8 protein-coding genes are annotated in these 10,823 nt (G+C 40.2%); 5 read left to right on the forward strand and 3 right to left on the reverse strand.

The features are described from left to right. Nucleotides 1-40: 40 nt before the first annotated feature. Nucleotides 41-682, reverse strand: coding sequence for a cyclic di-AMP binding protein CbpA (gene cbpA / locus FD44_RS08765; RefSeq protein WP_010620758.1), 642 nt, complete (start codon nucleotides 680-682; stop codon nucleotides 41-43). Between the two features lie 181 nt (nucleotides 683-863). On the opposite strand from cbpA, the gene FD44_RS08770 reads away from it, so the two are divergent. Beyond that, on the forward strand, nucleotides 864-2,027 hold the full coding sequence (locus tag FD44_RS08770; protein ID WP_010620757.1) for a cation:proton antiporter: 1,164 nt from the start codon (nucleotides 864-866) through the stop codon (nucleotides 2,025-2,027). 34 nt (nucleotides 2,028-2,061) lie between these two features. Here the strand turns inward: FD44_RS08770 and FD44_RS08775 are convergent, their stop codons facing one another. Further along, nucleotides 2,062-3,447 carry a L,D-transpeptidase family protein gene (locus FD44_RS08775; protein ID WP_010620756.1) on the reverse strand — a complete coding sequence of 462 codons (1,386 nt, stop codon included), beginning with the start codon at nucleotides 3,445-3,447 and terminating at the stop codon, nucleotides 2,062-2,064. Between the two features lie 193 nt (nucleotides 3,448-3,640). Beyond that, a complete protein-coding gene (locus FD44_RS08780; protein ID WP_010620755.1) occupies nucleotides 3,641-4,600 on the reverse strand; it encodes an L-lactate dehydrogenase in 960 nt (319 codons plus the stop codon). 222 nt (nucleotides 4,601-4,822) lie between these two features. Here FD44_RS08780 and pth point away from each other — a divergent pair, with 222 nt between their 5' ends. From pth to FD44_RS08800, 4 genes are read left to right on the forward strand one after another with little or no spacing between them, the layout of a single operon-like run. Next, nucleotides 4,823-5,380, forward strand: coding sequence for an aminoacyl-tRNA hydrolase (gene pth / locus FD44_RS08785; protein WP_010620754.1), 558 nt, complete (start codon nucleotides 4,823-4,825; stop codon nucleotides 5,378-5,380). A 20-nt stretch (nucleotides 5,381-5,400) separates the two neighbouring features. Beyond that, nucleotides 5,401-8,925: a transcription-repair coupling factor gene (gene mfd / locus FD44_RS08790; RefSeq protein ID WP_010620753.1), complete on the forward strand. Its 3,525-nt coding sequence runs from the start codon at nucleotides 5,401-5,403 to the stop codon at nucleotides 8,923-8,925. Between the two features lie 7 nt (nucleotides 8,926-8,932). After that, complete coding sequence (locus tag FD44_RS08795; RefSeq protein ID WP_010620752.1) at nucleotides 8,933-10,513, forward strand: putative polysaccharide biosynthesis protein; 1,581 nt, start codon at nucleotides 8,933-8,935, stop codon at nucleotides 10,511-10,513. Nucleotides 10,514-10,523: 10 nt separating this feature from the next. Beyond that, nucleotides 10,524-10,796 carry an RNA-binding S4 domain-containing protein gene (locus FD44_RS08800; protein ID WP_010620751.1) on the forward strand — a complete coding sequence of 91 codons (273 nt, stop codon included), beginning with the start codon at nucleotides 10,524-10,526 and terminating at the stop codon, nucleotides 10,794-10,796. Nucleotides 10,797-10,823: the final 27 nt, after the last annotated feature.

A 10,823-nucleotide genomic window follows, 5' to 3' on the forward strand; every position in this document is an offset into this window, starting at 1 on the left:
CAACAGGAAAAAGTATAGAACCGTTTTTGTTTTACACAAATTAGTTTTCACTCTTTAAATCTTCAATTTCAGGCACTCTAAATTCTTTTCGTTCCAATGCTTTAACGATGCGATCGAGTTTTTCCTCGTCAACGTCAGCGGGGAGGGTGAACATCGTTCGGTGAACAAGTTCGCCTTCTTGAGCATCAAGCGAAATGACACTCGCAATTGACGTATATTTAGTGATGATTTTGGACATTGACGACAAGTCGCCACGTTCTCCAGCAGAGACAACAGTTAAAACGTATGAGCCCACATTGACGTTCCATGATTGAGAAAGCATATCCATCAAACGAGTATGAGTTAGAATTCCGTAAAAATTGTTGTTTGCATCAAGGACCGCAATATAGGGTAGGTCTTTGATTGAGAAGAATACATTAAAGAAAGCAGCATTGACTGAAATAAATTTCGTGGCATTTTTCAACAATGACGTGACAGGAAGCTTCATGTCACCTCCACGAGATTTATGACGGTAAATGTGCATCTTATAAATATTTCCTCTAAAAATTTGACCTGTTTCATCGAGAATTGGCACACAACGATAGCCTGAATCTTCAAGAACTTTTAACGCATCTTCTAGCGTTACGTCTTCTTTAACTGTCGTTAGCCGTTCCTTTGGTTTAACGAGGGATTTTAAAAGCATATGACAATTGCCTCCTTAATTAGAATTTTCTAATAATCTAAGAATATCATAACACACCCAGCGAATAAGTGGAATAAAATGCGAAGAGTTCTTGTAAATTGGCGGTTAAGAGATTATTGTTAAAATCATAAATGTGGTAGACTTTGAATAAAATAAGATGAAGATTGGAGATGTGAGTTATTTGCACGAAATTGGCATTCTTTGCCTAATCCTAATTGCAACGACGACGATCAGTCACTTTTTTACGCGGTTTAAGATTCCAGCTGTGGTTGGGCAATTACTAATTGGTATTTTATTGGGTCCCGCATTAATTGGCTGGATTCAGCCAAGTGAATTTATCAGTCTCTTTTCAGAAATTGGTGTCATCATTCTCATGTTTACGGCAGGTCTTGAAAGTAATTTATCACTGCTAAAAAAGTATTTTAAACCGAGCCTGATGGTTGCAATATTGGGCGTTGTTTTTCCGGTCGCTGCCATTTATTTGTTTAGTTTACTATTCCATATTGGTCAAAGTGAAAGCATCTTTATTGGGGTAATTTTTGCCGCAACATCCGTTTCAATTTCGGTTGCTGTGCTTAAAGAGTTGAATGGTCTAACTGGCAAAGTTGGTGCAACAATCCTAGGAGCCGCCGTTGTCGATGACGTTTTGGCGGTTGTTATTTTGAGTGTGATGACTAGTTTGGGCTCGAATCAGGCTGGCACAGGGCTATTATTGAAAAGCGTTGAACAAATCGCATATTTTATTGCAATTTACTTTATTGTAAAGTTCTGTGCGCCATTTATTGCCAAATTAGGACTTAAATTATTCGTCCCGATGAGTGAAACAATCGTGGCTTTAATTTTGTGCTTTGGAATGGCTTATATCGCAGATCTAGTAGGTTTAAGTTCGGTTGTAGGGGCGTTCTTTGCTGGAATCGCCATTTCCCAAACCCGAGTCAAAAATTTGGTTAAGCAGAGTATTGAATCAATTGGGGAAGCCATCTTTATTCCGGTGTTCTTTGTTAGTATCGGATTAAGCATCTCGTTTAATGGATTAGTCGGTCAAATCGGATTTATTTTGATATTGACCATATTGGCCATTTTAACAAAATTATTAGGTGCTGGAATGGGTGCCAAATTAAGTGGATATACGCTTCCTGAATCTTATATCGTAGGGGCGGGCATGGTTTCTCGAGGAGAAATGGCATTAATAATTGCACAGATTGGATTTGAGTCCAAGCTGATCGGCAGCACGTATTATGCCTCCATCATTACCGTTATTATTCTGACAACCATTGTTGCACCGTTTTTATTGAAGCACGCGTTTTCAATTCAAAAAAGGTCGATTAATCCGACCCAAAAATAAAAGCAGAATGCCAACTGGGCATTCTGCTTTTTACTTAGAAAATGATGACTGGGGTTCCAATTGAGACGTATTTATAAACTTTGCCCATGACGGACGGTGGTGTATTAACACAGCCATGAGAGCCATGCGTTAAGTACCAGGTTCCACCATATTTAGGTTGCCACGAGGAATCGTGAATTCCGACGCCAGTATCATCAACGGGCATCCAGTAACTAACCTTCGATGCGTATTTAGAGCCATCATCGTTGTAACCACGCAATGTGGCGTTACGTTGTTTATTCCAAACGTACCAAACACCGGATGGGGTTGTTCCTTTTTTAGGTTTTCCAGTCACAACTGCGGTTGAAACAACGACCTTACCATTTTTGTAGACCCACATATGTTGATTCTTCTTATCAACTTCAACGTAGGAATTACCAATATCCGAGCCGTTTTTATGGTAGCCACTGCCTTGAATAATCGGTGTTCTAGAAATGGTTTTGCCAGCTAAGATTAGCTTTGAAAGTGCCTTTGCCTCGGAACTGGTTTTAATACTCCAACCATATAAGCCAGCTTTAACTTTCACAGTTCCTCGTTTTGTTGATTTGAAGGAACGGGTTTTGGTAATGGTTGCGTATTTTGAGTTTAGAGATTTTAGATACGTCACTAGTTTAGCTTGATTGATACTAATTTTATCGTTATCAAAAGTTATCCACGTTGAAATCTGTGATTTGGGAACGACAATCGTATGACCAGCTAGGTAGTAAGTAATTGAAATTTCAGATAATTTAGTTGCCTGCGTTTTTGCCTCTTTAAGTTTCTGTGATTTGGATGTCACAGTGGGCTTAACGTAAGCATCGTTCAAATTAATTGACGTTTTACCAGATTGAAAGGCCGTCAATATGACGTGACTCAAACGGCTTTTGCTAATTTGAGTACCTTGCAATTCTTTATTAATTGAAAATTTATCATCTTTATAAACTAAGTTCGCATTTTTGGTTGCCACTCGATTTTGACTCGTTTTAGAGATAATTGAATTTGTTAGTTTGTTCATTGTTGCTTCGTTGACTGAATCCATCGAAACGTTGCTAGAAGTTGCCTCAACGGATTTTGTGTGAAATGGCCAAGCCCAAGTATTTTGATTTTTCAGTGCTAGGGCAAGGGCCTTTTTTGTGTGAGGAATGATTCCTGCACTCTGGGCCGAAAATTGACCAACCGATTTTTTGTTTTCGGAAATCGTGAATTTACGATTAGAAAGGGCTGTATTGACGGCTTTTGTTGCTTCCCCAATCGTTTTTCCACCAATATCAATTCCAGAGAAAGTGGTATTACTCATGAATATACCTTTGTTTTGATAGTGAATTGCTTTTCCAGCGTAGATCCCGCCGACCGCAATAACTGCGATTCCAAGAGCGGCGATCCATATTTTCTTGAGTTTCATTTTTGAACCTCCTACAGTCGTGTTCTCTTTTTACACTACTGCAATTATAGACAGAAAACAAATTGGGATGCAAAACTAAAGCGTTATTTAAGAAAGGATGGCGCAAATCAAATCTTACTGAGAATAAAAAGGTACGACAAAATAAAAAGACTTGATGCTGTAATCACATCAAGTCTTAAAATTAAAAATTAAATTAGTTGTTTAAAGCATCCATACCGTCTTTAGTAACCTTTTTCAAAGTTTCTGCAGAAGCAGCCATTTGTGCTTTTTCGTTGTCGCTCAATGGAACTTCGACAACGCTGGCAATACCATCGGCGTTGATGATAGCTGGAGTACCGATGAAAACATCAGATAAACCGTATTCGCCATCAAGTGGAGCGCCAACAGGTAATACTGCATTTTCGTTACGAAGAATAGCTTTAGAAATACGCATAAGGGCAGTTGCAACACCGTAGTAAGTCGCGCCTTTACGGTTGATGATTTCGTAAGCTTTATGACGAGTTTCGTCTTCAATCTTAAGTAATTCATCATCTGAAATGCCGTTTTCCTTAGCAATGGCACGTAATGGCTTTGAGCCAATAGTAGCTTCATCGTAAGCAGCAAATTCAGAGTCACCATGTTCACCCATGATGTATGCTTCAACGCTACGTGGGTCAACGCTAAGTTTCTTAGCAAGAGCCACACGTAAACGTGAAGTATCAAGCGATGTACCTGAACCGATAACCTTGTTCTTTGGGAATCCTGAGAATTTCCAAGTAGCATAAGTTAAGATATCAACAGGGTTTGCGGCAACAAGGAAGATGCCATCGAATCCTGAATCAACGATAGGTTTAACAATCGTTGATAAAATCTTAAGGTTCTTGTTAACAAGGTCAAGACGAGTTTCGCCTGGTTTTTGAGGAGCACCAGCAGTAATAACAACTAGATCAGCATCCGTAGCGTCGCTGTACTCACCTGAGTAGACGTTCTTTGGAGCAGTGAAAACTTGCGCATCTTCAAGATCAAGTGCGTCACCTTCAGTACGTTCCTTTACAACATCAACAATGACAAGCTCTTCAGCTAAACCTTGTTGCATCATGGCGTATGCGTATGCAGAACCTACAGCACCGTCACCGACAAGCATTACTTTTTGAAACTTCTTAGCATTTGTCAAAAAAGTTCAACTCCTTAGTATGTTTTGTAACCAGTCATAATTGTATCATGAATTATAATTTTTTCACGTAATTTCTACTATAATATTCGTTTACTCTAATTATTGGGAATAAAGGGTGATTTATGCTATACTTTTCTAGCATTTAAAGCTATTCGCCGCTGAACAATTATCTTGTTCGGCCGTTTTTGCATGGCTAAATATGAGAAGGTAGGCACTTACTAAATGAAAATGATTATTGGATTGGGGAATATTGGTCCTCAATATAAAAAAACACGTCATAATACAGGGTTTATGGTGGTTGATTCTTTTGCCGAAAAGAACAATCTGACTTTTACAACTAGAAAAATGGAAGCCAAGTTAGCTTCTGGATTTATTAATGGTGAAAAAGTGTTATTAGTTAAGCCGACGACCTTCATGAACGAGTCGGGAAGGGCAGTTAGACCGTTAATGGATTTTTACAAATTAACGCCCGAGGATATTATTGTTGTTCATGATGACATGGATCTCCCACTTGGGAAAATCCGGTTACGGCAAAAAGGATCTGCCGGAGGACATAATGGTATTCGGAGTTTAATTTCGCACGTTGGTACAGAGAATTTTAAACGCATTCGAGTTGGCGTTGAGCATCCAGCAAAATCAACGGTGGTCGATTATGTTCTTGGCAAATTTACCAAGGAGCAACAGCCCCTATTTGACGAAGGCAAGGATGAGGCGATTGGGGCACTTGAGGACTGGATTTCTGGAAAATCATTTAGTGACCTAATGAATGCCTATAACTAGGAAAGAACGGGAGAAATAGATTGAACATTGAAGAGTTGATGATTGAGACCCCCGAATATCAACAAATTCGTTCTCAAATAAAACCGAACACCCGACAACTCATAACTGGCATTTCGGGATCTGCGCGAACGTTGTTTATTAAGTCAATGTTGGCTGACTTATCAAAACCAATTTTATTGGTAACTGATACACTTTTTCATGCTGACCAATTGGTGGATGATTTGAGCAACGTTTTGGCGGACGACCAATTATTTGAATTTCCTGTTGAAGAGATGCTGGCAGCTGAGGTTGCAACCAGTTCTCCCGACTATCGGGCACAACGGATAAATGCATTAAAGGCACTGATCGATGGGAAACCAATCGTTGTCGTCGTTGCAGTTTCGGGAGTTAAACGGTATTTACCTAATTTAACGGATTTTAAATCTAATATTTTAACGATTAAAGTCGGCGAAGAATATGATTTGGAAGTGTTGCAAAAGAGTTTAAATCAAATGGGCTACCTGCACCAAAAACTGGTGGATGCGCCTGGAGACTTTGCTGTTCGAGGCTCAATCGTTGATGTTTATCCCCTCAATGCGGAGAATCCAATTCGAATTGACTTCTTTGATACTGAAGTCGATTCAATGCGCCAATTTGATTCAACAAATCAACGCAGTATTGAAAACGTTGACGAAGTGACACTTTTGCCCGCAACGGATTTGTTGATACCAAACGAGAAGCGTCCGATAGCAGCCCAGAAGTTGCAAGCTGCTTTGGATAAAGCACTGAAAGATAAAACAAATGATGAGCAAAAGGATCAACTAGAAAAATATATTAGTCCATTAATTGATGAGGTTAACAATGGGAGTACAGATCCCGAGCTTCTTATATTTGCGGACTACCTTTTTGATGGACGAACCTCAGTTATTGATTATCTTTCAAACGAGGGTGTCATGCTTTTTGATGACTACACCCGTTTGGTGGAAGCTGATCAACAATTAGAGGAAGATGAAGCAAGTTGGGTCACTGATAAACTTAAGAGTCAGCAGGTCTTTATCAATCAGCAATTTGAAATTCCTTTAAAGGATGCACTAAAAACTGACGAGCACGCCAAAATTTTCATGGCGCTTTTTCAGAAGGGAATGGGAAACCTTCGCTTTGATCAATTAACGGCCTGGCAGACGCGGGCAATGCAACGATTCTTTGGTCAAATGCCCCTGCTGAAAGCCGAGTTGGACCGTTGGCATAAGCTGAAACAAACGGTTGTGATCATGGTTAAAGATGAAGCACGTTTAAACAAAGTTACGGCAACTTTACAAGACTTTAAGATGCAAGCAACGCTGACCGGGAGCAACAATTTGCAAAAAGGGGCCGTCCAACTCATTACGGATCAATTACAAACCGGTTTTGAATTACCAAGTGCCGGATTAGTGGTTATTACAGAATCTGAAATGTTTAAAAAGGTGACCAAGCATCGAAGACGACGTCAAACGCTTGCGAATGCGGAAAGACTTAAGAGTTATACGGATTTGAAGCCGGGTGATTACGTTGTTCACGTTAATCATGGGATTGGCCGATTTGAAGGGATGCAAACACTCGAAGTTGACGGTGTTCATCAGGATTATATGACAATTGATTACCAAAAAAATGCCAAAATCTTTATTCCCGTTACGCAGTTAAATTTGATTCAAAAATTCGTTTCATCAGAAGATAAAAAACCACGAGTCAACAAGCTCGGTGGTTCAGAATGGGCCAAAACTAAGAGTAAGGTCGCCTCAAAGATTGAAGACATTGCGGATGATTTAGTAGAATTGTATGCCAAACGAGAAGCGGAAAAAGGATTTGCCTTTCCACGAGACGATGCCTATCAAGAACAATTTGATAACGATTTCCCATATTCAGAGACACCGGACCAGTTGCGGAGTATTGAGGAAATAAAGCACGACATGGAACGAGTAAGACCAATGGATCGCTTATTGGTTGGGGATGTGGGTTACGGAAAAACGGAGGTTGCCTTACGAGCTGCTTTTAAAGCAATTGAGGCCGGCAAGCAAGTTGCCTTTCTTGTTCCAACGACGATTCTAGCCCAACAACACTTTGATACAATGACGAACCGGTTTGAAGGATACCCAATTACGATTGGCATTCTTTCTCGTTTTCAAACAACGAAGGAAGTCAATCAAACCATTAAGGGGTTAGAAGATGGCACTGTGGATGTCGTCGTGGGTACCCATCGACTCTTATCCAAAGACGTTAAGTTTAAGGATTTAGGCCTCCTTTTAGTGGATGAAGAACAGCGCTTTGGCGTTAAACACAAAGAACGAATCAAGGAGATTCGGTCAGATGTGGATGTTCTGACGCTAACGGCAACACCAATTCCTAGGACTTTGCACATGTCGATGCTGGGCGTAAGAGATTTATCCGTTATTGAGACGCCACCAGCTAACCGTTTCCCCATTCAAACCTATGTTATGGAGCAAAATGCGGGGGCCCTTCAAGATGGTATCCATCGAGAAATGCAGCGCGGGGGTCAAGTCTTCTATTTGCATAACCGAGTGAGTGATATTGAGAAAACTGTTAGTCAAATAAAAGCACTGGTTCCGGATGCAGAAGTGGCCTTCATTCATGGAAAAATGACCGAGGCTCAGTTAGAGGGCGTGCTTTATGATTTTGTCCGTGGTGAATACGATGTGCTTGTGACAACCACCATCATCGAAACCGGGATAGATATGCCAAACGTTAACACGTTATTTGTTGAAAATGCTGATCATATGGGACTGGCACAGTTATACCAATTACGAGGCCGAATTGGTCGAAGTAACCGGGTTGCATACGCCTACTTTATGTATCAACAAAATAAGGTGTTAACAGAAGTGAGTGAAAAACGCCTCGAAGCAATTAAAGATTTTACTGAGTTAGGCTCAGGATTTAAGATTGCCATGCGAGATTTATCAATTCGTGGCGCCGGAAACCTGCTAGGTAAGCAGCAACACGGCTTTATTGATTCAATTGGATATGATTTATATTCTCAAATGTTAGCTGATGCGGTAGCTAAAAAGCAGGGTAAGGCGAAGAAGGCCCGCTCAGACGCGACTTTGGAGCTTGGAATCGAAGCCTATCTGCCATCAACTTATATTGAAGATGAGCAACAAAAGATTGAAATGTACAAACGAATTCGTCAAGTTACTGATGATGAAGAGTATTACGAAATCGAAGATGACCTAATTGATCGATTTGGAGAATATCCGATGCCCGTGGCTAACTTGTTGAAGATTAGTCATCTTAAAATGCAGGCGGATGAGGCCCTCATTGAGAAGATTCGTCATCTTAACGATGGGTTGATTGTCACCCTGTCGCTTAAGGGGAGTCGACTGATTAGTGGCGAGGATATTTTTAAGGCGTTATCCAATACGAAATTAAAAGCAACGGTTGGCTTATCAAACGAAAAAATGATTGTTAAGCTTATCATTCAACCAAAGATGACTGAGGCAGATTGGTTAGCGCAGTTGATTGACTTTACAGTTGGATTAAGGAAATTAGTTTTGACTAATTCAGAAAGTAAGTAGGAATCTTATGAGTTCGAAGCAAGTAAACGGCTTAATGAAGGGCGCAGCGATTCTTTCTGCAACGACATTAATCGTTAAAATTCTGAGTGCGGTTTACCGAATTCCGTTCCAAAATATGGTGGGCGACGTTGGCTTTTATGTGTTCCAACAGGTCTATCCAATTTATGGACTTGCAGTGACATTGGCATTGAGTGGCTTACCAATTTTCATTTCAAGGGTTGTCGCTGAACAGTCTTCGAGTGAAGCACAAATTGGCACCATTAAACGGTTATTCAGAATTCTATTAATGGGATCAATCATTATTTTTGGAACACTAGAAATAGGTGCTCCCGGAATGGCAAATGCAATGGGGGATGAGCGGTTAGCACCCATTATTCGGATTACGTCTTGGCTGTTTTTGCTAGTTCCGTTTTTGGCAACTAGCAGAGGCTACTATCAGGGACGCCTTGAAATGCGGCCGACAGCTAATTCTCAATTAGTTGAACAAGTGGTGCGAGTTAGTCTAATTTTGATAGGGGCGTACGTTGCAACTAGTCAAAACTGGTCCGTTTACAAAATGGGATCGGTCGTCATGTTAAGTGCACCATTGGCTGGTTTAGCTGCAGCGCTTCTCCTTTGGAAAAAATTCTGGCCGGTCATGTTGAACCGAACGAGTCCTGAAATTGGTATTCCAACGAGACAACTACTTAAGCGACTGTTGACGGAGGGCATCGTCCTGACGTTGATTGCGGCAATGCTCGTTTTATTTCAGTTAGTTGATTCGTTTACCATCATTAGAGCGCTTCAATCTCATGGGTTAAATAAGGAAGCAGCTAAATCGGTCAAGGGAATTTATGACCGTGCTCAACCGCTTGTTCAATTAGGAATGGTATTTTCGGTTGCCCTTTCGACTGCGTTACTTCCAGGACTGGTGTCAGCAATTAAAGGTAAAAGAATGGTTGAATTTCAACGACTGAGCCACCTTTTTCAAAAATTGAGTTTTGCGTTATCTACGACGATTACGGTGGTGATGATTGCTGTATTGCCCGAAATGAATCGCTTTTTGTTCAGTGATTCTAAATTAAACGTGACCATTAGTTTTTATCTGCTTAATATTTGGTTGGCGTCCATGATTTTGATGCGAAACAGTCTGCTACAGAGTATGAATAAAAACCGAATAACCACTATTTCACTTATTGTTGGTATAACTGTTAAACTACTATTGAATAGTGTTGCGGTTGGATATTTTGGAATTCTAGGTGCTAGTTTGGTTACAAACCTTGGACTTGTCGTGGTCCTATTCCTAATGTCACTTGATCTTGTTGCGAAATTTTTTAACTTTTCGGCAAGTGGTATCAGGTTTCTAGGCAAACTATTGGTGAGCAATTTAGGAATGCTCGTGATGATTTTTCTTGTTAAAATGGTTGCTCATCACCTATGTGGGGATGTTTCATTTTCACGATTACAAGCACTCGGTGTCCTTGTATTGGGTGTCGGATTAGGAAGTGTTACATTTGGACTTGTGATTTATAAAAGTCGATTGCTAACGCTGAAGGAACTGATGTCAATTCCGTACGTGTCAAATTGGATTAAAAAAAGAAGAAATTAGGTGAATCATTGTGAGATTAGATAAATTTCTAAAAGTTTCTAGAATTATTAAGCGACGGACAGTTGCTAAAGAGATCGCCGATAAGGGCCGAATTTTGATTAATGAAAAAGTTGCCAAGTCGTCATCTGACGTTGCACCAAATGATAAATTAGTTATTAAGTTTGGAAACAAAACCTTAGAGATTCAAGTCCTTCAGTTGCTCGAAACAACGAAGAAAGACGATGCTGAAAAAATGTACAAAATTATTAGCGAAAGCTATGAGCATAACTATCGAAACGAATAGTTGGAAAGTGGCTGGGACAAAAGTCCT

The organism is Secundilactobacillus malefermentans DSM 5705 = KCTC 3548 (genome assembly GCF_001436395.1).
Taxonomy (GTDB): domain Bacteria; phylum Bacillota; class Bacilli; order Lactobacillales; family Lactobacillaceae; genus Secundilactobacillus; species Secundilactobacillus malefermentans.

What these genes read in the sequence shown, in the direction of transcription:
- cbpA (WP_010620758.1), bottom strand. Translation starts at nt 682, where the DNA reads ATGCTTTTAAAATCCCTCGTTAAACCAAAGGAACGGCTAACGACAGTT.
- FD44_RS08775 (WP_010620756.1), bottom strand. Translation starts at nt 3,447, where the DNA reads ATGAAACTCAAGAAAATATGGATCGCCGCTCTTGGAATCGCAGTTATT.
- pth (WP_010620754.1), top strand. Translation starts at nt 4,823, where the DNA reads ATGAAAATGATTATTGGATTGGGGAATATTGGTCCTCAATATAAAAAA.
- FD44_RS08795 (WP_010620752.1), top strand. Translation starts at nt 8,933, where the DNA reads ATGAGTTCGAAGCAAGTAAACGGCTTAATGAAGGGCGCAGCGATTCTT.